Source organism: Roseinatronobacter thiooxidans, from assembly GCF_001870675.1.
Classification (GTDB): Bacteria; Pseudomonadota; Alphaproteobacteria; order Rhodobacterales; family Rhodobacteraceae; genus Roseinatronobacter; species Roseinatronobacter thiooxidans.
In genome coordinates this window covers 175025-197264 of sequence record NZ_MEHT01000044.1, presented here as the reverse complement: position 1 = coordinate 197264, position 22240 = coordinate 175025, and the positions used below count along the sequence as shown (strand labels likewise).

General features: G+C 60.9%; 19 protein-coding genes and 1 riboswitch. Of the genes, 16 read left to right on the top strand and 3 right to left on the bottom strand.

Annotated features, from left to right (window positions below; genetic code table 11):
- Position 1: 1 nt before the first annotated feature.
- The 5 genes from BG455_RS13260 (at position 2) to BG455_RS13240 (ending at position 4098) form a co-directional block, all read left to right on the top strand.
- Positions 2-394, top strand: coding sequence for a cytidine deaminase (locus BG455_RS13260; RefSeq protein WP_071470612.1), 393 nt, complete (start codon positions 2-4; stop codon positions 392-394).
- A complete protein-coding gene (locus BG455_RS13255; RefSeq protein ID WP_071470456.1) occupies positions 394-1596 on the top strand; it encodes a phosphopentomutase in 1203 nt (400 codons plus the stop codon). The genes BG455_RS13260 and BG455_RS13255 overlap by 1 nt, the downstream gene beginning before the upstream one ends.
- A complete protein-coding gene (locus BG455_RS13250; protein WP_071470455.1) occupies positions 1593-2582 on the top strand; it encodes an adenosine deaminase in 990 nt (329 codons plus the stop codon). The genes BG455_RS13255 and BG455_RS13250 overlap by 4 nt, the downstream gene beginning before the upstream one ends.
- Positions 2579-3214 (top strand): uracil phosphoribosyltransferase, encoded by a 636-nt coding sequence (gene upp / locus BG455_RS13245; RefSeq protein ID WP_071470454.1) that lies wholly within the window; start codon positions 2579-2581, stop codon positions 3212-3214. Before BG455_RS13250 ends, upp begins: the two co-directional genes overlap by 4 nt.
- A 77-nt stretch (positions 3215-3291) precedes the next feature.
- Positions 3292-4098, top strand: coding sequence for an SPOR domain-containing protein (locus BG455_RS13240; protein ID WP_071470453.1), 807 nt, complete (start codon positions 3292-3294; stop codon positions 4096-4098).
- Positions 4099-4126: 28 nt separating this feature from the next.
- Here BG455_RS13240 and BG455_RS13235 read toward each other — a convergent pair whose 3' ends face one another.
- Complete coding sequence (locus BG455_RS13235; protein WP_071470452.1) at positions 4127-4921, bottom strand: inositol monophosphatase family protein; 795 nt, start codon at positions 4919-4921, stop codon at positions 4127-4129.
- Positions 4922-5085: 164 nt separating this feature from the next.
- On the opposite strand from BG455_RS13235, the gene BG455_RS17180 reads away from it, so the two are divergent.
- The gene (locus tag BG455_RS17180) at positions 5086-5991 is read left to right on the top strand and encodes an Abi-alpha family protein (protein WP_111361123.1); all 906 of its coding nucleotides are present in this window, start codon (positions 5086-5088) and stop codon (positions 5989-5991) included.
- A gap of 18 nt (positions 5992-6009) precedes the next feature.
- Here the strand turns inward: BG455_RS17180 and BG455_RS13230 are convergent, their stop codons facing one another.
- Entirely contained in the window at positions 6010-6915 is a 906-nt protein-coding gene (locus BG455_RS13230; RefSeq protein WP_071470451.1) for a LysR family transcriptional regulator, read from the bottom strand.
- Positions 6916-7003: 88 nt separating this feature from the next.
- Between BG455_RS13230 and metF the strand changes: the two genes are divergently transcribed.
- The 6 genes from metF (at position 7004) to BG455_RS13200 (ending at position 13666) form a co-directional block, all read left to right on the top strand.
- Positions 7004-7870 (top strand): methylenetetrahydrofolate reductase [NAD(P)H], encoded by an 867-nt coding sequence (gene metF / locus BG455_RS13225; RefSeq protein ID WP_071470450.1) that lies wholly within the window; start codon positions 7004-7006, stop codon positions 7868-7870.
- A 53-nt stretch (positions 7871-7923) separates the two neighbouring features.
- Positions 7924-8001: riboswitch (SAM riboswitch) on the top strand.
- A gap of 61 nt (positions 8002-8062) precedes the next feature.
- Entirely contained in the window at positions 8063-9244 is a 1182-nt protein-coding gene (gene metZ, locus BG455_RS13220) for an O-succinylhomoserine sulfhydrylase (protein ID WP_071470449.1), read from the top strand.
- Positions 9245-9326: 82 nt separating this feature from the next.
- Positions 9327-10418 carry a GTP cyclohydrolase FolE2 gene (folE2, locus tag BG455_RS13215; RefSeq protein WP_071470448.1) on the top strand — a complete coding sequence of 364 codons (1092 nt, stop codon included), beginning with the start codon at positions 9327-9329 and terminating at the stop codon, positions 10416-10418.
- 36 nt (positions 10419-10454) lie between these two features.
- Positions 10455-11411 (top strand): 1-phosphofructokinase family hexose kinase, encoded by a 957-nt coding sequence (locus BG455_RS13210; protein WP_071470447.1) that lies wholly within the window; start codon positions 10455-10457, stop codon positions 11409-11411.
- 33 nt (positions 11412-11444) lie between these two features.
- Positions 11445-12893, top strand: coding sequence for a TrkH family potassium uptake protein (locus BG455_RS13205; RefSeq protein WP_071470446.1), 1449 nt, complete (start codon positions 11445-11447; stop codon positions 12891-12893).
- 32 nt (positions 12894-12925) lie between these two features.
- Positions 12926-13666 carry a glutamine amidotransferase gene (locus BG455_RS13200; protein WP_071470445.1) on the top strand — a complete coding sequence of 247 codons (741 nt, stop codon included), beginning with the start codon at positions 12926-12928 and terminating at the stop codon, positions 13664-13666.
- Between the two features lie 57 nt (positions 13667-13723).
- Here the strand turns inward: BG455_RS13200 and BG455_RS13195 are convergent, their stop codons facing one another.
- Complete coding sequence (locus BG455_RS13195) at positions 13724-15517, bottom strand: trypsin-like peptidase domain-containing protein (protein WP_084386400.1); 1794 nt, start codon at positions 15515-15517, stop codon at positions 13724-13726.
- Positions 15518-15655: 138 nt separating this feature from the next.
- Between BG455_RS13195 and BG455_RS13190 the strand changes: the two genes are divergently transcribed.
- The 4 genes from BG455_RS13190 to BG455_RS13175 all read left to right on the top strand — a co-directional run bounded on the left by BG455_RS13190 (position 15656) and on the right by BG455_RS13175 (position 22062).
- A complete protein-coding gene (locus BG455_RS13190; RefSeq protein WP_071470444.1) occupies positions 15656-16597 on the top strand; it encodes a glycine--tRNA ligase subunit alpha in 942 nt (313 codons plus the stop codon).
- Positions 16594-17103: a DUF6446 family protein gene (locus BG455_RS13185; RefSeq protein WP_071470443.1), complete on the top strand. Its 510-nt coding sequence runs from the start codon at positions 16594-16596 to the stop codon at positions 17101-17103. Before BG455_RS13190 ends, BG455_RS13185 begins: the two co-directional genes overlap by 4 nt.
- 3 nt (positions 17104-17106) lie before the next feature.
- Positions 17107-19329: a glycine--tRNA ligase subunit beta gene (gene glyS, locus BG455_RS13180; protein ID WP_071470442.1), complete on the top strand. Its 2223-nt coding sequence runs from the start codon at positions 17107-17109 to the stop codon at positions 19327-19329.
- A gap of 192 nt (positions 19330-19521) precedes the next feature.
- Positions 19522-22062 carry a putative PEP-binding protein gene (locus tag BG455_RS13175; protein ID WP_071470610.1) on the top strand — a complete coding sequence of 847 codons (2541 nt, stop codon included), beginning with the start codon at positions 19522-19524 and terminating at the stop codon, positions 22060-22062.
- Positions 22063-22240 lie beyond the last annotated feature (178 nt).

The following is a 22240-nucleotide window of genomic DNA, read 5'->3' as shown; positions in this document are numbered from 1 at the left end:
AATGACGCTCTATGATGCTGCATGCAAGGTGCGCGAAAACGCCTATGTGCCCTATTCCAATTTCAAGGTGGGGGCGGCGCTGCGCTCTGGTTCGGGGGCTGTCTTTGTGGGCTGCAATGTCGAAAATGTCGCCTATCCCGAAGGCACTTGCGCCGAAGCAGGCGCGATTGCCGCGATGGTCGCGGCGGGCGAGACGCAGATCATGGAGTTGCTCGTCGTGGCCGACAGCCCCACACCCGTGCCGCCCTGTGGCGGATGCCGCCAGAAAATCGCGGAATTTGCCGCACAGGATGTGCAGGTCACACTATGCGCGCTTGAAGGCGCGCGGCAGGTTATGACAGTGGCCGAATTACTGCCGGGGGCCTTTGGTATTGGTCATATGGACCAAGCCTGATGGCGCGCGCGTTTTTGGTGGTGCTGGATTCCGTCGGCTGCGGCGGCGCGCCCGATGCGGCAGAGTTTGGCGATGCGGGTGCCAATACGCTGGCCCATATCGCGCAGGCTTGCGCGGCGGGGCAGGCGGAAGAGGGGCGCAGCGGCCCGCTGGCGCTGCCGGTGCTGGACGCACTTGGACTGGGGGCTGCGATCCGGCTTGCATCGGGGGCGGATACGCCGGGCTTGCACTCTGTGCCTCGCGGGCTGTGGGGGGCGGCCACGGAAGTGTCGCGCGGCAAGGACACGCCCTCGGGCCATTGGGAATTGGCAGGCGTGCCAGTGCCATGGGAATGGACGTATTTCCCACACACGACCCCCTGTTTCCCTGATACTTTGGTTGCGCGGATTTGCGCCGCAGCCGGAACAGATGGCATTCTGGGCAATTGCCATGCGGCGGGCATTCCGATTGTCGCGGCGCTGGGCGACGAGCACCTGCGCAGCGGTTGGCCAATCTGTTACACCTCTGCCGATAGCGTGTTGCAGATTGCCGCGCATGAAGATGGGTTTGGCCTGCAACGGCTTTATGACCTCTGCGCGGCTCTTGCGCCCCTTTTGCACGACATGCGCGTGGGCCGCGTGATTGCGCGGCCTTTCGTGGGGGATGCGCAAAGCGGATTTGCCCGCACCGGCAACCGGCGCGATTTCGCCATCGCCCCGCCTGCGCCCACATTGTGCGACTGGGTGCAAGGCGCGGGCGGGCGCGTGCATGCGGTGGGCAAGATCAATGATATCTTCTCGGGCCAAGGCATTGACGCGGTGCATAAAGGGAAAGATGATCTTGCACTTTTCCAACATTTCTTGCGGCTAATTGACGAGGCAGAGGCGGATTCCTTTACCTTTTGCAACTTTGTCGAATTTGATACGCTTTACGGCCATCCGCGCGATGTCTCTGGCTATGCCCGCGCGCTGGAACGGTTTGATGCTGTCGCAGGCCAGGCGCTGGCGCGTCTGCAACCGGACGATATGCTGGTGATCACCGCTGATCACGGCAATGACCCCACAGCGCCCGGCACCGACCATACCCGCGAAAGGGTGCCTGTGCTGGTCGCAGGCAAGGGCGCGGGCGAGATTGGGCATTGCGCCTTCGCGGATGTTGCCGCAAGCATCGCCGCGCATCTGGGCATCCCCGCCCAAGGCCCCGGACGGAGTTTTCTGGCATGACTGACCTGCGCACCCTGCCCAAATTGGAGTTGCATCTGCATCTGGAAGGGGCGGCCCCGCCTGCATTTATCCGCAGTCTTGCTGCGCGCAAGAAAGTGGATCTGTCCAAGATTTTTGACGGCAGCGGCGCTTATGTCTATCGGGATTTCCCCGATTTCCTGCGCGTCTATGAGGCCGCCTGCACAGTCCTGACCAACCCGCAGGATTTCCATAATCTGACTCTCGCGGTGCTGGAACAATCGGCCCGTCATGGCGTGGTGTATTCCGAAGCTTTCCTCTCGCCCGATTTTTGCGGCGGCGGGGATCTGATCGCGTGGCGCGACTATCTGGCCGCAATCGAAGCGGCCGCCGCCACCGCCGAGGCCGAGATGGGCATCACCTTGCGCGGCTGCATTACATGCATTCGCCATTTCGGCCCTGAAAAGGCGCGCCAGATCGCGCGCTGTGCCCAAGAAACGGCGGGGCCATTCATCACCGGTTTCGGCATTGCGGGGGATGAGGCGCAGTTTCACCCGCGCGAATTCGCCTATGCTTTTGACGCCGCACGCGAAGCGGGCTTGGGCCTGACCGCGCATGCGGGCGAATGGGGCGGGCCAGAGTCTGTGCGCGCCGCGTTGGAGTATCTGCACGTCACGCGCATCGGGCACGGGGTGCGCGCGGTCGAGGATGAGGCGCTGATCGCCCATCTGGCGGAACGCGGGATCGTGCTGGAAGTCTGTCCCGGCTCGAATATCGCCTTGGGCCTTTATCCCGACATGTCTGCGCATCCCATCGAGACGCTGCGGCGCAAGGGGGTCTTGGTTACCGTCTCGACCGATGACCCGCCGTTTTTCCACACCGACATGACGCGCGAATACCAGATGCTGGCCGATACCTTCGACTGGCAGGATGAAGATTTCGCGCAGATGCACCAAACCGCCCTGAACGCCGCGTTCTGTGACACCCGGACCCGCGCGGCCATCGCCAAGAAACTGGAGGCCAGATGACCCACCCCAAGCTAACCCTCGTTGATCATCCGCTGGTGCAGCATAAATTGTCGCTGATGCGCGACGCGCGCACGCCGGGGCCGGATTTCCGCCGCTTGTTGCGCGAAATCAGCCTGCTGCTGACCTATGAAGCCGCGCGCGACCTGACCCTGAAGACCCAGACCATCACCACCCCCCTGACCGAGATGGAGGCCCCCATGCTGGCGGGCGCTGACCCGGTTGTTGTGTCGATCCTGCGCGCGGGCAATGGGCTGCTGGACGGGGTTTTGGATGTGATCCCGACTGCGAAAGTGGGGTTCGTGGGGCTGTACCGCAATGAAGAAACCCTGCGGCCGGTGCAGTATTACTGCAAACTGCCGCCAGAGCTATCGGGGCGGCTGGTCATCGCCGTGGACCCGATGCTTGCGACAGGCAATTCCTCGGCGGCGGCTGTCGACTTGCTGAAAGAGGCGGGCGCAACGGATATCTGCCTGATCTGTCTGCTTGCGGCCCCTGAAGGGGTGGCGTGTATGGCGCGCGAACACCCTGATGTGCGCATCGTCACAGCCTCGGTCGATTCGCACCTGAACGAGAAGGGTTACATCGTTCCGGGGCTAGGGGATGCGGGTGATCGCATTTTTGGCACAGTATAGAGTGTGTCGCCCTGTGAATAGACTTTACTTTCATCCCCCTTCGGGTGCATCCTGATCGCGTTGCGAAGGGGAATTTGATGAAACAATTTTTGATGATCTGCGGTGTCGCAATGGGTGTTGCGACAATGGGGCAGGCCCAGACAAACGGACTTGGTCCGGCAGAACTGCCAGCTGCCGGATTTGACGGGCGCGAATATACGGACAGTCGCGGATGCGTGTTCCTGCGTTCAACCTTCGGGGGCGAGGTGGCTTGGGTTCCGCGCTACGGGCCTGACCGCCAGCCTGTATGTGATGGCACGCCCAGCATGGCGGCACAGGCAGAGGTCGCGCCCCAAGCGGCAGCGGCCCCGCGTGAGGCCCCGCGGCCTGCGCCTGCTGCGCGCGTGGCACAGCCACGCGCCGCCGCAGCGCCCGCGCGCACACCGCGCCGTCCCGCCCTGCCACGCGCGGATGCGTCGGGGCGTCACCCCTCTTGCCCTGCCAGCGCGCCGTTCGGGCAGTTGGTGGACACCACCTTGGGCCGCCCTTTGGTGCGCTGTGTGACCAGCCCCGCGCTGTTTCTGGACCCGATCCAGAATGGCCCCTCTCTTGCCCCGCATGCCCCGATCGCCCTGCCTGATGGGGGCGCGCGGCGCAGTCAGGTTGCGCCAGACCGCCCCGCAGGCATGTCGGGCCGCAGGGTTCAGGTGGGCAGCTTCGCGGTTGCGGAAAATGCCACGCGGCTGCGGGCCAGATTGCAGCGCTCTGGCCTGCCTGCGCAGGTGCATCGGGCGCGGGAGTATAATGTGGTGACGCTTGGCCCATTCGCCCACCCGAGCGAGGCGCAATACGCCCTCGCCTCGGTGCGGGGGATGGGGTTTTCGGACGCGTTTATCCGCCGCTAACGCAGGGCAGGCCCAATCAGGCCCGAGGTTACTCGGGCCTCTTGCGGATCAGCTTGGCGAAATTGGGGAAAATCTCGGTATTCGCGGCAATCACCTCGCCGCGCTCGAAAATCCCCTCACCCTCGCGGATGGGGCCAGTGAAACCACCCGCCTCGCGCACCAGCAACAGACCGGCGGCCATGTCCCAAGGCTGCAATTCCCGTTCCCAGAACCCGTCATAGCGCCCCGCCGCAACATAGGCGAGGTCAAGCGAGGCCGCGCCCCAGCGCCGGACCCCTGCACAAGCAGGCATCAACTGCGCCAGATCATGCAGCATGGCGGGCAGGGTTTTCTTGGCGGCAAAGGGCACGCCGGTGGCAAAAATACATTCGATCATGGTGTTACGGTTCGACACGCGCAGCCGCTTGTCATTCATGAAACAGCCCATGCCCTTTTCGGCCACGAACAATTCATCCTTGGCAGGGTCGAACACCACGGCCGAGACGATCTCGCCCTTGAATTCCAGCGCGATGGACACCGCCCAATGCGGCAACCCGTGCAGGAAATTGGTGGTGCCATCCAGCGGGTCGACGATCCAGCGGCGGGTGGGGTCTGTGCCGATATGCTCCGCTGATTCTTCGCCAAGGAACCCGTAATTGGGGCGCGCCTCCATCAGGTCTTCGCGGATGATCTTTTCGGCGGCAATGTCCGCGCGGGTGACGAAATCGCCTGCGGCCTTGCTGGAGACCTGCAAATTTTCGACCTCGCGGAAGTCCTTGACCAAAGCCCGGCCCGCCTTGCGCGCGGCCTTGATCATCAGGTTGAGGTTTGCACTGCCTTGCATCCGAACGGCTCCTAGATTGGGTCAGGGGGCGCTATACGCCGGGATGGGGGGGATGTGAAGGGGATTTGAGGCACAATCACGCAGAGATTTTTTAAGTTGCGAGCCTCAGTCGAGTATGGCAATCTTAATTAAATATTATCTTAGTCTAATTATTATGAGGTCTTATGAACGAAAATAAGGGTTTTTTAACCGGTCTTGGCGACCCTGCTAGCGATGTGGCGGCTAAAGTCGCAGTTGCTGCGGCAGGTGGTATGCTGGATGGAATAAAGCAGAGTGGCGGTGATGTCTGGGGTGGAATTGTCGGTGATAGAATTAGATTTTGGCGAATTGAGCGGTTTTGTATTGGTCTGACAAAAACCGCTGGTAAGCTCAAAGATAAAGGGATTCCATTAGAGAAAGCAAAAGCGCTTCCGTATGGAGAGATGTTGGCAATATTTGATGGCATGTCCAAAGCTGAAGAAGATAGTTTATCTGATCTTTGGGCAAGTCTACTGGCCGATGCAATGTCGGTTCGAAATGTATCCGGCTTATCAAAAAAGTCAGCTGCAATTATTCTTGAACAGATGAGCGCTGATGTTGCAAGAGTTTTTATACAGCTGGCTAAAGAGGATCGATTAAATGAAGTAAATAAATTAATTTCTCGGTTCAATCATAAAGAGTTTTTTCCCCTCTCTGACGAGGAAAACAAAATAGATGAAGAAGAGATAAGACAAGAGCTAGATAATGTTAAATCAGAAGTTGTATCAGGCTGGGAGTATATATTTGATGAGCGTAACTTTTCTTTAGAGCACCTTGATTTGGTGAAAAATGAGTTGTTAAGGCTGAATCTTATAGAGGCTCATCGTAATCTCCACTATTTTGATCCAGAGCCTTTTCGACGCGGATATGCAGTTAGTCCTCACGGGCTAGATAAAGTTCTGTCTGATTTGCAAGATAGTATATATGAATTAGTTGATGCCAGAACAGATCATGGGCGACGTGCATTTTTTTCGGTCGAAGGAGGACATAAGGGCACAAATTTTGGCTTGAATACTCTAGGCAGAGCATTTGCCCAAGCTATCGGACTTTAGTGACCCCTATAGAACTTCTCACCCCCGCTGCAACTTCACCGGCTCCGTCCGCGCCAGTCGCAGCACATGCGACATAAACGGTTTGCCCGCATCCTCTTCGCGCACGGCCGCATAAAGCCGCCGGGTCAGCCCCGCTGCGGTCAGGGGTTTTGTCACATAGTCGGAATGGTAGCGGATATCGCGCAGCACCCAGTCGGGCAGGACCGACACGCCGCGCCCAGAGGCCACCAGCAGCAGGATCACCGCTGTCAGTTCCACCTGCCGGATCGCGCGCGGCTCTATCTTGGCGGGAGTCAGGAGTTGGGTGAACACATCCAGCCGCGTGCGCTCTACCGGATAGGTGATCAGCGTCTGGTCGCGGAAATCGGCAGCTTCGATATAGGGTTTTTGCGCCAGCGGGTTGGTGGCGGCGGCAACAAAGACCGGCTCGTAGTCGAATAGCGGCAGGAAGCTGACCCCTTCCAGCTTCTCGGGGTCGGACGAGATGACAAGGTCCACTTCCTCGCGGCGCAGGGCGGGCAGGGCGTCAAAGGCCAGACCGGGGCGGATATCGACATCGACTTCAGGCCATGCCTTGCGAAACTGCTCCAGCACCGGAAACAGCCAGTCGAAACAGGCGTGGCATTCAATGGCAATATGCAACCGGCCAGAGCTGCCCTTGACCAGCCCTGTGAATTCTTCTTCCAGTGCCGCCACACGCGGCAGAATGTCTTCGGCGGCGCGCAGCATCTTCATGCCGGCCGAGGAGAGTTTCAGCGGCTTGGAGCGGCGCACGAAAAGTTCCACGCCCGCCTGTTCCTCGATCCCTTTCACCTGATGCGACAGCGCCGATTGCGTCATGTTCAGCAGATCGGCCGCGCGCGCCAGCCCGCCCGCCTCGTGAATCGCCTTGATCGTGCGCAGGTGGCGGAATTCGATATGCATGCGATACTCATAATGGTGTTGAAGATAATGAATTGGTTTCACATTCGTAGGCATGGCACAAGGGGGCAACAGAAATGGAGCCTGTCCAATGTCCACACCGCGCGTCTCGTTCGAATTCTTCCCCCCCAAAACGCTGGATGCCAGCTTTCGGCTGTGGGACACGGTGCGCATGCTGGCGCCACTCTCGCCCAGTTTCGTGTCGGTGACATATGGCGCAGGGGGCACCACGCGGCAATTGACGCATGAGGCGGTCACCACCATTGGCGCGCAATTCGGGCTGAATGTGGCCGCGCATCTGACCTGTGTGGATGCGACGCGCGCGGAAACATTGGCGATTGCCGACAGCTACACCAAAGCAGGCGTGACCGAGATTGTGGCGCTGCGGGGCGATCCGCCCAAAGGGCAGGGGCGCTTCACCCCCAACCCCGAAGGATTCGCCCATTCGGTCGAGTTGATCGAGGCGCTGGCAGCAACTGGAAATTTCAAGCTGCGCGTGGGCGCCTACCCAGAGCCGCATCCAGAAGCCGCAGATGATCTGGCCGATGTGCGCTGGCTGAAGCAGAAATTTGCAGCCGGTGCGGATAGTGCCATCACCCAGTTTTTCTTCGAGGCAGACACTTTCCTGCGCTTCCGCGACACCTGCGCGCGCGAAGGGATCACAGGGCGCATCATTCCCGGCATCATCCCGATCGAGAATTGGAAGGGCATTCGCAAATTCGCGCTGGCCACAGGGGCCACCGTGCCTGCATGGCTGGATGATGCGTTCGAGAAAGCCACACGCGACGGGCGCGAGGATTTGTTGGCCACCGCTTTGTGCACTGAATTATGCGACAAGCTGGTACGCGAAGGGGTGGAAGACCTGCATTTCTATACCCTGAACCGCCCGCACCTGACGCGCGATGTGTGCCATGCGTTGGGGGTGCAGCCGCAAGCGGGCTTGGAAAAGGTCGCCTGAGCAATCGCGCCATTGACCGGCTGGAAATTAGGCCGTATCGACTGCGCGTGGTCAGCATGACCCGTGGCGCTTTGTTACCGGATTGCGGGCCACGTTAAAGACACCGCTAAAGAGGTCAGGGCGCAGCCCCCGGCCTTTTTCAAATTGGTCCGGGGGTTTTCTTTTGGCCGAATGGGCCGGGGCAGGGCAGAGATGACGCAAGACTGGGGCAAGCGCACCAAAATGGTGCATCACGGCGCACGGCGCAGCCAATATGGCGAGGTGGCCGAGGCGATTTACCTGACACAAGGCTTCGTCTACCCCAATGCCGAAGCCGCCGAAGCGCGGTTTTTGAAGTCATCGCCCGACGAATTCATCTATGCCCGTTACGGCAACCCCACTGTGGCGGTGTTCGAGGACCGGATCGCGGCGCTGGAGGGGACAGAGGACGCCTTCGCCACGGCCTCTGGCATGGCGGCTGTGTCGGGCGCGATGACAGCCATGTTGCGCGCGGGCGATCATGTGGTGTCGTCGCGCGCGCTGTTCGGGTCTTGCCTGTATATTCTGGAAGAGGTTTTAACCCGCTACGGGGTCGAGGTCAGTTTCGTCGATGGGCTGGATCTGGACCAGTGGCGCGGCGCGATCCGGCCAGATACCAAGGTGGTGTTTCTCGAGTCGATCTCGAACCCCACACTGGAAGTGATCGACCTGCGCGCGGTTGCCGCATTGGCGCATGAGGTGGGCGCGAAAGTGGTGGTCGACAATGTCTTTGCCACGCCCGTGTTCAGCCGTGCGGTGGAACTGGGCGCGGATGTCATCATCTATTCGGCGACCAAGCATATTGACGGGCAGGGCCGCGCGCTGGGCGGCGTGATCTGTGGCACACGCGAGTTTATCCGCGGCACGATCGAGCCTTATATGAAACACACAGGCGGCGCGCTTTCGCCCTTTAACGCTTGGGTCATGCTGAACGGGATGACCACGCTGGATCTGCGCGTGCGTGCGCAGGCGGCAAGCGCGCAGGCCATCGCAGAGGCGCTTGACGGTGACCCCCGCCTTGCGCGCGTCATCTATCCCGGCCTTGCCAGCCATCCGCAGCATGCCATTGCATCGGCGCAGATGGATGGGTTCGGCACGGTTCTGGCACTGGACATCAAGGCGGGCAAGGAGGCGGCGTTCCGTTTCCTGAACGCGCTGCAAGTGGCTGTCATCTCGAATAATCTGGGCGATGCGCGCAGTATTGTCACCCATCCCGCCACAACAACCCATCAACGCTTGCCAGAAGACCAGAAAGAGGCGCTGGGTATCACACAGGGGTTGATCCGTGTGTCGGTCGGGCTGGAAGATGCGGCGGATCTGATTGGTGACATTCGCGCCGCACTCGATATGATCTGATTACGGTTTACGAGCGTATAGATGTGGAAAAGCAAACACCTCTGCCTATATTTCACTTGGCAGACAGGAAGGAACTCCCACAATGAACTTGCATGTCTCCAGTCTAGAGAAAACGCCCAGCCGTGAAGAGGCAGAGGCCGCGCTTGATCTGTTGCGCCGTTTCACCGACACGGCGCCAGAGGCCGAGCGTGTAGAACTGGAAACAGCGGTGACCAGCCTGTTGCCCGCCGCCGGATACCCTGTGTTGAACCGCGATTACCCAAGCGATTTTGCGGTGGATGGTGCCTATAAAGACGGTCTGCCAGATTTGCAGAACGGGCCAGCCAGCCTGATTGTGGGCGCGAAAGCCGCGATCCAGCATGTGGGCATTTCCAATTTCCGCCTGCCGATCCGCTATCACACCCGCGACAATGGCGATCTGACGCTGGAAACTTCGGTCACAGGCACGGTCAGTCTGGAAGCCGAGAAAAAGGGCATTAACATGTCGCGGATCATGCGCAGTTTTTACGCGCATGCCGAACGCACATTCAGCACCGATGTGATTACAGCCGCGCTTGACGATTACAAAGCCGATCTGGAAAGTTTCGATGCGCGCATCATGATGCGTTTCTCCTTCCCGCTGAAGGTGCAAAGCCTGCGGTCGGGCCTGTCGGGGTATCAGTATTACGATATCGCGCTGGAACTGGTCGATCTGGGCGGGTCGCGGCAGGTGTTCATGCATCTGGACTATGTGTATTCTTCAACCTGCCCCTGTTCGCTGGAGTTGAGCGAGCATGCCCGCGCAACGCGCGGCCAGCTGGCCACGCCGCATTCGCAGCGATCTGTGGCGCGTGTCTCGGTCGAGGTACTGGCGGGGGGCACCTTGTGGTTTGAAGATCTGGTCGAGCTGTGCCGTGCGGCTGTACCCACCGAGACGCAAGTCATGGTCAAGCGCGAAGATGAACAGGCTTTTGCCGAATTGAACGCCGCCAATCCGATCTTTGTCGAAGATGCCGCGCGTAGTTTCTGTGCACAGTTGGAAGGTGATGCACGCATTGGTGATTTCCGTGTGGTTGCCAGCCATCAGGAAAGTCTGCACAGCCATGACGCGGTCAGCGTGCTGACACGCGGCCCCAGTTTTGAAGCCGCCTCACTGGACCCGCGCCTGTTCAGCACGCTGTTTCACGTTGGCTGATCTTGCATCTGGCGCGGGCCTTGCTAGGCTCGCGCCATGCAGCAGGCCCAAGACCCAATTCTGACAGTCACTCTGAACCCCGCGCTGGACTTGTCCGCGCGGGTCTCTCGCATGCAGGCTGGCCCCAAGCTGCGCCTGTCCGCACCTGTGTGGGAACCCGGCGGCGGTGGCGTCAATGTTGCGCGTGCCATTCATGCGCTGGGTGGCTCGGTGCAGGCATGGGTTGCCTTGGGCGGGGCAAGTGGCGCGCAGCATCAAGCCTTGTTGCACCAGCAAGGGATTGTCCCGCATGTGTTTGATGCGCCCGGCGACACGCGCCAAAGCTGGGCAATCACCGATAACGACAGCCAGCAATTCCGCCTGCAACTGCCGGGCGAAGATTGGCCAGAGGGGCTGGCCGTGCAGGCGCGCCGCGACATTGTGGCGCAAGCGACGGGGTTTGTCGTGCTGTCTGGCAGTCAGCCCGATGGCGTCGGGGCCGCTTTCGCGCAAGAGCTGGCGCAGGAACTGGGCGCGGGGCGGCTGATTGTGGACACATCCGGCGCCGCACTTGCGCGGCTGATGGAACAACCCTTGGCGCAGGCGCGCCCGCTTGTCTTGCGGCTGGATCAGGCCGAGGCAGAGGCACAGGCAGGCCACGTCCTTGCCGAGGCCACAGATACCAGCGGATTTGCACAAGCGCTGGTCGCGCGCGGGGTGGCAGAGCATGTGTGTATCGCGCGCGGGGCAGATGGGACAGTTCTGGCCGGTGGGGCCGGGGTGTTCCACTGCCGCGCGCCCGATGTCGCAGTACGCAGCAAAGTTGGCGCAGGCGACAGTTTCACTGGCGCTTTCACCTTGTCGCTGGCGCGGGGGGCCAGTTTTTTCGAGGGGCTGCGCCTTGGCACCGCCGCTGCTGCGGCGGCTGTCATGACCGATGGCACGCAACTGTGCCGCCTCGAAGATGTGGCGCAGCTGCTTGGCGCATGCACGCTGTCGCCTATGGGCGCTTGACACCCGCCAAGACACGCGCAAAGGCTGCTCGTCATGCTGGATATTCGCCCCATTGTTCATCTGCTTGGTTTGCTTGGTCTTGTGCTGGGCCTGCTGATGCTGATTCCGGCTGCGGTGGATTGGCAGGCAGGCCAAGCGAATTGGCGCGCCTTCGCACGGGCCAGTTTCATCGTGTGCCTTGTGGGCGGGCTGGCCGCGATGACAACGCGCAACGGGCTGGATGCGGGGCTTGGACGGCGACAATCGTTCCTGCTGACCGCCAGTGTCTGGGCGGTGCTGCCAGCGCTGGGCGCGATCCCTTTCGCACTGGGCGCGCCACAAGCCGATCTGACCCATGCCTATTTCGAGGCCATGTCCGGCATGACCACCACAGGCACGACCGTGTTTGTCGGCTTGGACAGCCTGCCGCCGGGCGTGCTGTTATGGCGCTCTATGCTGCAATGGCTGGGGGGCTTGGGGATTGTCATTGTCGCGCTGGTGTTTTTGCCGGTGCTGCGCGTGGGCGGCATGCAGCATTTTCAGGCCGAGGCGTTTGACACGATGGGCAAGGTCTTGCCGCGCGTCTATGATATTTCGGCAGGGTTGTTGCAGGTGTATTTCGGCCTGACACTGGCGGCCATCGCGGCCTATATGGCCTTCGGGATGAGCGGCTTTGACGCCATCAACCACGCGATGACGACCATTGCAACGGGGGGGTTTTCAACTTCGGACGCCTCTTTTGCGAAGTTCACAGGGCCGCTGGAATATGTTTCTGTCGTCTTCATGGTCTTGGCGGGGCTGCCCTTTATCCGGTTTATCCAGCTTCTGGGCGGGTCTTGGGCGGCGGTCTGGAAAGATGTGCAGGTGCGTGCCTTTGTGCGCTGGATCGCGTATTCGGTGGGCGCTGTGATCGTCTACCGCATGATGACCAGCGATGCAGGTTTTCTTGATGTACTGCGCGGCACGCTGTTCAATGTGGTGACCCTGTTCACGGGCACGGGCTATGGCAGCGACGATGTGTCGGCTTGGGGCGATTTCCCGTTGCTGGTGGTTATACTTGTGGGCTTTATCGGGGCTTGTACGGCATCCACGGGGTGTTCGCTGAAAATATTTCGCTATCTGGTCCTGTTCGAGGCGATCCGCGCGCAGATGCAACGCCTGCGCCGCCCCAATGAGGTGGTGGCCCTGCGACTTGGCGGCAAACGCTTGCAGCCAGATGTGATTTCATCTGTGATTGTCATGTTCACGGTGTTTGTCGCAAGTTTCATGCTGCTGGCGGTCGCGCTGTCGCTGACAGGGTTGGAGTTGCGCACAGCGATTACTGCGGCCTGGACGGCGATTTGCAATGTCGGGCCTGTCTTCGGTCTGGAAGTGGGCGAGACGGGCGCAGTGGACGGGTTTCCAGCGGCGGCCAAATGGCTGATGATTGTGGGCATGTATCTGGGGCGGCTGGAGGTTCTGGCGGTGCTGGTGCTCTTGCTGCCACGTTTCTGGCGGGGGTGAGGGGCGCATATGTCAGTTGGAGAGATACACAGATGAAACCTTTTCTAATCTTGCAACTGCGCCCCGAGGCAGAGGCCGCAGATGAAGAATTCGCAGCGATCCTGCGCCGCGCTCATCTGGATGCAGAGCATGTACAGCGCCTGCGGCTGGATCAGGTGGATTTGCCGGATGATCTTGATCTCTCGGCGCTGTCTGGTGTGATCGTCGGGGGTGGTCCGGGCTGTGTCAGCGACCCTGTGGACATGAAAGACCCGACAGAGGCACGGATCGAGGCGCAGATCTTACGCCTGATGCCGCGCATCATTGCGCAGGATGTGCCGTTTCTGGGCTGTTGTTACGGTATCGGTATTCTGGGGCGCCATCTGGACGCGCCTGTGTCGAAAGCCAGTTTCGGCGAACCCATCGGGCCGATCACCTGCCAGCGCCGTCCCGAAAGTGCGGGCGATCCTCTTCTCGATGGTGTGCCAGACCGGTTTACCGCCCTTGTCGGCCATAAAGAGGCATTGGATGCGCTGCCCAAAGGGGCCACCCATCTGCTGGAAGGGGCGCGCTGCCCGATCCAGATGCTGCGCTACGGCGCGCGCGTCTATGCCACGCAATTCCACCCCGAAGCTGATGGCGCAAGTTTCGCGCTGCGTATCCGTGTGTACCGCGACAAAGGCTATTTTCACCCGGACGAGGCCGAGGCCCTGACCGCCCTATGCGCGGATGCGCAGACCGAAATCTCGGGCCGGATACTCGCCAATTTCACGCGCCATTTCGCCCGCCACTAGCGGGATGGCAGTGCCGGGCTTGACCCGGCACCTCTGGCCCACCCCCGCGCGTGCGGGTCAGTTCCAGCAAGACACCAGAACTGTCAGATCCCCTGCCATGCGCGTCAGCATCTCTGGTGCGACCACAACATCCTCGCGCAATGTCCCGCTGGAGATATTGCTGGCGCGTAGAAAATCCTGAATAACTGCCGCATTCACGGCAAAATTCACATCCGAGGGCAGTTGGCGCGCATCATCTTGCGGTTGGCCCTGCAACATGGCGATGACAGCGCCATTGCTGCCAAAAACCGGCCCGCCCAGATCGCCCTGTCGCACTTCGGCACTCAGCCGCAAGGTGTCAGCCTCGCCATTCAGCCCTTGCATCCCTTCTACCCGACCAAAAGTCAGTACAGGGCGGGTCATCACATCCTCGAATGAAAAGCCTGCGATTGTGACCTCTGCGCCCAATGTCGTCTCGCGGTTGTGAAACTGCGCAAATGCCATCGGGACAAGCGGCGTCTCTGGGCGCAGGACAGCCAGCCCCAACCCCTCATCGCGGGCAATGACGCGCGCGTTATAGGCTTCGTCAATCGTGATCCGGCCACATTCCGCCACTGCCGCGGCGCTGGTCAGAACTGTGCCGGTCGCATCAACATAAAAGCCAGAGCGCGAAAACTGCGGCCGCCTGACAGACAGGCCCGACAACAGGGCCGCGCGTTGCACAGTGCTGGGCTGGCCCGCACTCGCGGGCAGACTGCCGCTGAAGGTCGCAAAGCTTGTCTCCATCATCGGCAGGACGCGCGCCATCTGCTCGTCACGCTCGGGCGTCCAGATCAGGGTGAAGCCCTTGACCTCGCCATTGCGGAACTGTGCCACTGTGTGCGAACGCAGAGTGTCATTCTGACCTGTCAGCACAAAAGAATTCTGCCGCCTTTCGCGCAGACCTTCCAGCGGTACAATCTCCAGCGTCTGCATGATTTCATACAGGCCAAACAGCGTGGCCTGCGTGCCTGCCTGACTTATCAGCAGCACTTGCACGCCGCTATCGTTCCGTTCCGAGAAATGCACGAAAGGTGTTTCGCGGCGGTCAAATGCGACCATGGACAGCGGCAGATCAATGCTGATGCCCGCGTCCTCGTCGCGCCATGTGTCCATGCCCAAAGCTGCCAGTTCGGCGCGGTACCCCTCCAGCAACTCAGTGCGCTGCGCTGTGGTCAGAACACCTGTCGGCGCGTGGCCGCGATCTTCTTGCCAAGCCGTCATTGCGCGGCGTGTGCCGGGGCCAAAAGCGGCATCAATGCCCAGATTGTAGAACCCGAACCACTGCAACGCGATCTGGATATCAGCGCGTGTATCGCGGTCCAAGGCGCGCTCTGCCGCTTGCGCTTCGCGCAGTGTTTCCTCGGGTGTGGGCTGTGGTTCCGGTTCTGGCTCTGGTGCAAGCCCGGTCAGGGGCGCTGGGTCTTCAGTTTGTGCCGCCTGCGGCAAGCTGTCTTGCACGGGCGGGGTAGGGGTCATGGCTGTGCCTGATGCCGGAAAAACCTGTTCCAGATAATCCGACCCGTTGCTGACAAAGGCATCTGCCGGAATGATCCCGTCGGCCCGCAATTGCCTGCGCACGCTGAAGGCTTCGGTTTCATTCTCGAACGGACCCACGCTTATGGCATACCAGTCACTTGGCAGGCGGAACCCGTTGACATTGCTTAACTGCTGCTCGATCAGGCGGGCGCGTTCAAGCGCATCTTCCAGATTGCGCTGCGCCTCGATCTGCACCCAGCGCACGTCCTGCGCATATGCGCCCATGCCCATGACCAAAGCGATCGCCGTCAGGCTTGCCGCCCGAAATGCCAAGCGGCCTGTCTGAAAACCCATACGCTGTCTTCCTTTCCAAATTACCTTATGTGCGGCCACGCCACAGGTCAGATACGGGTTTGTCCGTTGACCCTGCGCGGCAGCTTGCCTATTGAGACGCAGCTTTAAGAAAAACTGAGCACAAGACAAGAGGCGGCCATGCAACAGCGGTCTGATTCCACATCACAAAAGCCCCAGTGCTTTCAGGAAATCATCCTGCGGCTGCAAACTTACTGGGCCTCAAAAGGCTGCGCCATGCTGCAACCCTATGACATGGAGGTGGGCGCAGGCACATTTCACCCCGCCACAACCCTGCGCGCATTGGGCACGCGCCCTTGGGCTGCGGCCTATGTCCAGCCCTCGCGCCGCCCCACAGACGGGCGCTATGGCGAGAACCCGAACCGCCTTCAGCATTATTACCAGTATCAGGTGATCATCAAACCCTCGCCCCCCGATTTGCAGGAATTGTATCTGGGCAGCCTGCGCGCCATCGGCATTGATGATGCGCTGCATGACATCCGCTTTGTGGAAGATGACTGGGAATCGCCCACCCTTGGCGCATGGGGCTTGGGCTGGGAAGTCTGGTGTGACGGCATGGAAGTGTCGCAATTCACCTATTTCCAGCAGGTTGGCGGGCATGATTGCCGCCCTGTTTCGGGCGAATTGACCTATGGGCTGGAACGGCTGGCCATGTATGTGCTGGGCGTTGACCACGTCATGGACATGCCGTTCAATGCGCCCGATGCGCTGATTCCGCTGACATATGGCGACATTTTCCGCCAGACCGAGCAGGAATATTCGCGCCACAATTTTCACGCCGCCACGACCGAGACGTTGCTGCGCCATTTCGAGGATGCAGAGGCAGAGTGCCGCCAGCTGCTGGATACCCCCGCCGATGACCCGGCGACGGGCAAACGCATCATCATGGTGCATCCCGCCTATGACCAATGCATCAAGGCCAGCCATCTGTTCAACCTGCTGGATGCGCGCGGCGTCATTTCGGTGACCGAACGGCAGGCCTATATCGGGCGCGTGCGCGCTCTTGCCAAACTCTGTGCCGATGCGTTTGTGCAGACCGAAGCGGGCGGGGTGGCCGCGTGACGGGGCGTATTCTGGTCAGCTTTCTGGTGGTGGCAACTGTGCTGGCGGGGCTTGGAACCTATTATTTCCAAGTCTATGCGTTCTATGACGAATTGCCCGCCCAAAACAGCGTGCGCCTGACGCCTTTGGGCGCAGCCGCCGCGCAGGACTTTGCTGTCGCCAATTTTCGCGGCATCGATTCCGACAGCTCTCCCATCCGCTACCGCGCCTGTTTCGACATCGAGATCGACGCTGCGCAACTGACGCCCTATACCCGCGCCACGCCGCTGAACGCGCCGGGCTGGTTCGAGTGTTTCGATGCGGGCGTGCTGACGGATGCCCTGCGCGACGGGCGCGCGCAGGCTGTTATGGGCGTGTCGAATATAAGCTACGGCATTGATCGTGTGGTCCTCCTGATGGACGGGCGCGGCTATGCGTGGCAACAGATCAACCCCTGTGGCGAGGCCCATTTCGATGGCGACCCTGTCCCCCAAGGCTGCCCGCCGCCCCCAGAACGCAGAGATTGACCCATGGCTGACCTTCTGATCGAGCTGTTTTCCGAAGAAATCCCCGCGCGGATGCAGGCGGGCGCGCGCGACGCGCTCAAGCGGCTGATAACCGACGGGTTGGTCGAGGCGGGCCTGACCTATGCCCATGCCGAGACCTTTGCCACGCCGCGCCGCCTTGCGCTGGCGGTGCAGGGCCTGTCCGACCACTCTCCCACCACGCGCGAAGAACGGCGCGGCCCCAAACTGGGCGCGCCGGAAAAGGCAGTGGAGGGGTTCTTGCGTTCTACCGGGCTTCGGATGGATGATCTGGAACTCCGCGATGACAAGAAGGGGCAGGTCTATGTTGCCATGGTCGTCAGCGAAGGGCGCGCGGCCCCCGCGATTGTGGCCGAAGTGCTGGAAGCCACGATCCGCAATTTCCCTTGGCCCAAATCCATGCGCTGGGGCAATGGCAGCTTGCGCTGGGTGCGGCCTTTGCATTCGATCCTGTGCATCCTGACCACCGAGGCGGGCGCGGAGGTGGTGCCGCTGGATGTGGACGGGATTGTTGCAGGCGACACCACACGCGGGCACCGTTTCATGGCGCCGGACGCATTTTCTGTTGCAAGTTTCGAGGATTACGCAGCAAAGCTGAAGCGCGCCAAGGTCATTCTGGACCCTGCCGAGCGGGCAGATCACATCTGGAATGACGCGCAGCAAATGGCCTTCGCCCAAGGGTTGGAGCTGGTCGAGGATCGCGGCCTGCTGGCCGAGGTGGCAGGGCTGGTCGAATGGCCCGTCGTGCTGATGGGCCGGATCGAGGAGCAATTCCTTGGCCTGCCACCAGAGGTGCTGCAAACCTCGATGAAGGAACACCAGAAGTTTTTCTCTGTCCGCGACCCCAAACGCGGGCAGATCGTGGGTTTCGTGACCGTTGCCAACCGCGAGACTGCGGATGGTGGCGCGACCATTCTGGCGGGCAATCAAAAGGTTCTGGCAGCACGCCTGTCGGATGCAAAGTTCTTTTGGGACAATGACTTGCGCACTGTTTCTCAAGCGGGGCTTGAAGGCATGGGCGCAGGGCTGGCCGATGTGACCTTCCACAACAAGCTTGGCTCGCAAACCGACCGCGTCGCGCGGATCGAGGCGCTGGCGCGCGAGATTGCGCCGCTGGTGGGGGCGGATGCGGAACAGGCGGCTTTGGCCGCGCGGGTAGCGAAGGCCGATCTGCGGTCTGAAATGGTGGGCGAGTTCCCCGAATTGCAAGGCTTGATGGGCAGCTATTATGCGCGGGAAGCGGGGCTGCTTGAAGACGTGGCGCGCGCCTGTGTGGAGCATTACCAACCGCTGGGCCCATCGGATTCGGTGCCATCCTCGCCAGTTTCGGTGGCTGTGGCCTTGGCCGACAAGATCGACACGCTGACAGGGTTCTGGGCGATTGACGAGAAGCCCACGGGGTCGAAAGACCCTTATGCGCTGCGACGGGCTGCGCTGGGGGTTATCCGGTTGGTGTTGGGGAATGGGGTGCGGACAGATTGTATGTCGCGTATTTTGGAGGGTTTAATCCGAATTAAGGGACAGATTTTGAAAGCAAAGGCAGATGAAACAAAAGAGGTTCTTACCAGAGCGCTAGAAATGTACTCCTCAAACCTGAAGCATCACCTTAAGTCTGATCTTGAAAACATAAAGATTTATTCGCCGGTAGGGTGGTCGGAGTTCAGCGATGAATTTTCACAAGCAAAAGACCTCCTCGCCTTCTTCCACGACCGTCTCAAAGTCCACCTGCGCGAGCAAGGCATCCGGCATGACGTGATCGACGCCTGCCTTGCCATGCCGAATAATGACGACCTGACCCTGCTGGTCAAACGGGCCGAGGCGCTGAGTGCGTTCCTGAAAACCAGCGATGGCGAGAACCTGCTGCAAGGCTTCAAGCGCGCCAACAACATTTTGACGAAAGAGGAAGCCAAGGACGGGGTGGAATACTCCTTCGGCCCAGATCCCAAACTGGCCGAAACAGACGAGGAACGCGCGCTGTTCACAGCGCTCGACACTGCCGAATCTGCCATCACCCCCGCCATGCAGGCCGAGGATTTCGCCGCCGCCATGTCCGCCATGGCGGGCCTGCGCGCGCCGATTGATGCGTTTTTCGACGCGGTGCAGATCAACACGGACAACCAGATCATCCGCCGCAACCGGCTGAACCTTCTGCACCGCATCCGCGCGACCTGTCTGCAAGTGGCCGATCTGACGCGGGTCGAGGGCTGAGAACCGGGTGCTGCGCGGTCCCGGACTTGATCCGGGACCTCTGGTCCTGCCATGCGCACAGGGCACAAGGCCGCGAGACCCCGGATCAAGTCCGGGGTCATGGCGCACATCGCAGGCCAGACTGTGCACTAACAAATCCTTGAGTCCGGTGCGTATTGGCCTATGCTGCGGCGCAGCCAGAAGGTGCCACCAATGCCCAAATACCTGACCCTGACAGATTACGCCCAGATCACCGGATCGGCCCCGATCAAGCGCGAGACCCATGGCTGGCGGGCCAAATGCCTGCAACGTCTTGTGCGGCTGGATATGCCAGTCCCGCAAACCATTGCGCTGTCTTTCGCAGTTGTGCGCGAAATCGCGACAGGTGCGCAGATGAACCTGCGCCATCTGTTGGGGCATTTCCCGCAAGGCCAGCTTATGTCTGTGCGCCCCAGTGCCGAGCATCCGCAATGGGGCGGGCCTGCGGCGATTTTAAACATCGGCATGAATGACGAAAAACACGCCGAGATCGCCGCCGCTTACGGCGAGCCGGTGGCGACAGAGTTGTATCTGCGCTTCGTGCAATCCTATGCCGCCCATGTCGCCCATCTGGACCCTGATATGTTCGATGCCACAGAACCCTGCCTGCCCGCGCTTCAGGCGGCCTTGCGTGATTACGAGACGGAAGTCGAAGAACCCTTCCCCCAATCCCCCGCGCAGCAACTGGCGGATGTGCTGCGCTCTATGGCGCGGGCATGGGAAGGGACATCGGCGCGGCTGTTGCGGCAGGCCAAGGGCGCGCCTGCGGATGCGGGCCTTGGGCTGGTGGTGCAGGCGATGGCAGGTGGCATTGGCGCGGGCGAGAGCGGGGCCGGGCTGATCCGGTTTATCGATGCCGAGACAGGCATGCCGCAAGTGACAGGCCGCTTCAAATCGCGCGGGGTGCATGCGCTGGATGCGATGCAGAACGGCGAGAATGTGCTGTACCTGACGCGCGACAAGCGCGGCCCGTCGCTGGAGGAACGCTGCCCTGACGCTTTCGCGGAATTGCTGCGCCACGGCGATTACGCGCGCACGCGGCTGCGCGAGGAGATGGAGATCGAGTTCACGCTGGATGATGGCAAGCTGTGGGTTCTGGACGCGGTGACGGTTCAGCGCTCGTCACGCGCCTCTGTGCGGGTGGCGGTGGATCTGGCGAATGCAGGCATCATCGAGCGGGATGAGGCGCTGATGCGCATCCAACCCAAAGCGCTGAGCGAGTTGTTGCACCGGCAGGTGGATGCGCGCGCGCGCACCGAACAATTTGTGCGCGGTATTGCCGCCAGCCCCGGAGCGGCAATCGGGCGGATCGTGTTCTCCTCGACCGCCGCGCAAGCCTGTGCGTCGCGCGACGAGCCGTGTATCCTTGTGCGCCGCGAAACCACGCCAGAGGATATTCGCGGCATGCATTCCGCCCAAGCCGTGCTGACCGAGCGGGGCGGCATGACCAGCCATGCCGCCGTGATTGGCCGCGGCTTGGGGGTGCCCTGCGTGGTCGGTGCCACCGGCATGCAGATCGACGAGCGGCGCAAGACTGTACGCGCGGGCGGGCATACCCTGTCCGAGGGCGACATGCTGACAGTCGATGGCACCAATGGCGTGGTGCTGATCGGCGAGGTGGCGTTGCTGGAACCTGCGCTGGATGACCGGTTTACCACGCTGCTGGATTGGGCCGATGCGCGCTGTGACATCGGCATTCGCGCCAATGCCGACACCCCTGCCGATGCGCGCATCGCGCGCGAGTTCAAGGCACAGGGCATCGGGCTGTGCCGCACCGAGCATATGTTTTTCGAGGATGATCGCCTGACCCTGATGCGCGAGATGATCTTTGCCGACACATCCGAGGATCGCAGGGATTCGCTGGAGCGGCTCTTGCCCATGCAGCGCGCCGATTTCATTGACCTGTTCGAGATCATGCAAGGCCAGCCCGTCTGCATTCGCCTGTTTGACCCGCCCTTGCATGAATTCCTGCCGCATTCCAAAGAAGGGTTGCGTTTTCTTGCGGATGCGCTGAACAAACCCCTGTCCGAGATCATCCGCCGTGCCGAGGCATTGTCGGAATTCAACCCGATGCTGGGCATGCGCGGCGTGCGCCTTGGGGTGACGATACCGGAAATCTACGAGATGCAGGCGCGTGCGATCTTTGAAGCGACTGTCGAAGTATCGCGCCGGGCCACGCCGGTTGCGCCTGAAATCATGATCCCGCTTGTCTCGGCCATGCGCGAGGTGGAGTTGATCAAGTCGCGCATCGACGCCATCGCAGCGCAGGTACGCTCGCGTATGGGGGTGGATTTTGAATATCGCGTGGGCGTTATGGTCGAAACCCCGCGCGCGGCATTGCGGGCAGGCGACATTGCACTGCATGCCGCGTTCCTGTCTTTTGGCACAAACGACCTGACCCAGATGACCTATGGCCTGTCACGCGACGATGCGGGGCGGTTCATGTCGGATTATGTCCAGCAAGGGGTTTTCCCCGAAGACCCGTTCCACACGCTCGATCTGGACGGGGTGGGGGAATTGCTGCAACTGGGTGCTGCGCGCGGCCGCAAGGCACGCGAAGACCTGACCCTGTCAATCTGTGGCGAGCATGGCGGCAACCCGGAATCGATTCGATTCTGTCGGGAACTGGGGTTTGATTATGTGTCCTGCTCTCCGTTTCGGGTGCCGGTTGCACGGCTTGCTGCGGCGCAGCTGGTCATCGAAGAGCTTGACTGACCTCTGAAACTATACAGTTTTTTAAGGCTATCGGCAAAAACAAGCCCATGCCACAGGGGCGTGGGGTTCGAGTTTGTAGACCTTTTGGTCAATTTGTTGTACTCGTCCTCGCGGAAATGTGAATCTGAACGTTGGGAGCAGGCGCAAAATTAAGTGCCGCACTATTTTGTATGACTGA